Source organism: Pseudomonas sp. NPDC087346, assembly GCF_044744235.1.
Taxonomy (GTDB): Bacteria; Pseudomonadota; Gammaproteobacteria; order Pseudomonadales; family Pseudomonadaceae; genus Aquipseudomonas.
On sequence record NZ_JBIUXX010000127.1, the window covers coordinates 1 to 1,050 of the forward strand.

A 1,050-nucleotide genomic window follows, 5' to 3' on the forward strand; every position below is an offset into this window, starting at 1 on the left:
GCGTCGCAGATTTCGTTGTTCACTGTCAGATATCGTTCAGGAAACTCCCAGATCATCTCCTGTGGCGGGCTGTTCTTGAAGTCATCGCTTTTCTGGTAGCTGAGCATTGGCAGAATCGGGCCGTGGCCGTCTTCGGCGTAATTGACCACGTCGCTGTGCAGCGCTTGCTTGAGCGCACCGACGAAGTTCCAGTTGGGGTTGGCGCTGTAGCTGGTGCCGATCAGTGCGACCGGCACTTCGCTGTTGGCGAACAAAGCGTCGTCACCGGCAGGCTGCTCGGCGGCGGCCACGGTGTTGCGTTTTTGCAGCGGTTCTTGCGCCGGCATCAGGTTTTCGAACAGCGGATCAAGCGGCAGGAACAGGCGCAGATCGCCCTTGTGCGTGACCTTTTCCGCAGGCGTAGTGACGAAGCGCTGTGGCTCGCCGCTGAGCGGGAATTTGTCGGCAATGGTTTTTGCCAGGGTATTCGCCGCAACCTCGGCCCCCTCCGGCGTCCAGTGGGTGTCGGTGCGCAGGAACACTTGCTGACCGTTCTGCTTGGCCTGTTGCAGCGGCTTGAGCAGGTCAGGGGCGAGGATCTTGTCGGCGGCAACCCGGGCGTGGAAATCCTGATAAAGGTTGGCGTGGATGCTCGCCGGTTTCACTTCGCCCAGATGCTCCGGGTACAGGCGAACCTTGGCCGGAACAATCGCCATCACCAGTTTCACGCCTTTGTCTTTCAGGGTCTGGCGGACGCCTTCGACCAGCGCGTAGTTGCCTTGCAGGTTCAGCTCTTCGTTGACGATCGGGTTGAATTCCTCATCGCTGTACAACCACTGATCGCGACCGAGCACCACGCCCGGACGACCTTCGTTGAACAGTTTGAAATCCAGCGCGGCCCAGAGATTGGTGCCCAGACGCTTGATCGGAAACTCGTCGTCGTAGTGGGTTTCAACGGCTTTGGTCCAGCGACCGTTGAGCACCGTTGCGTCGGCATTGGTGCTGAAACCGAAGAAGCTGCGCACCGACCACAGACCGAGCACCAGCAAGGTCACCAGAAACAGCGCGATG

1 protein-coding gene is annotated in these 1,050 nt (G+C 59.7%); it reads right to left on the minus strand.

Translation table 11 applies throughout. From position 1 onward, the window contains the following. A partial coding sequence (locus ACIOZM_RS31055) for an alginate O-acetyltransferase (protein WP_401221381.1) occupies nucleotides 1-1,050 on the minus strand: 1,050 nt, incomplete at both ends.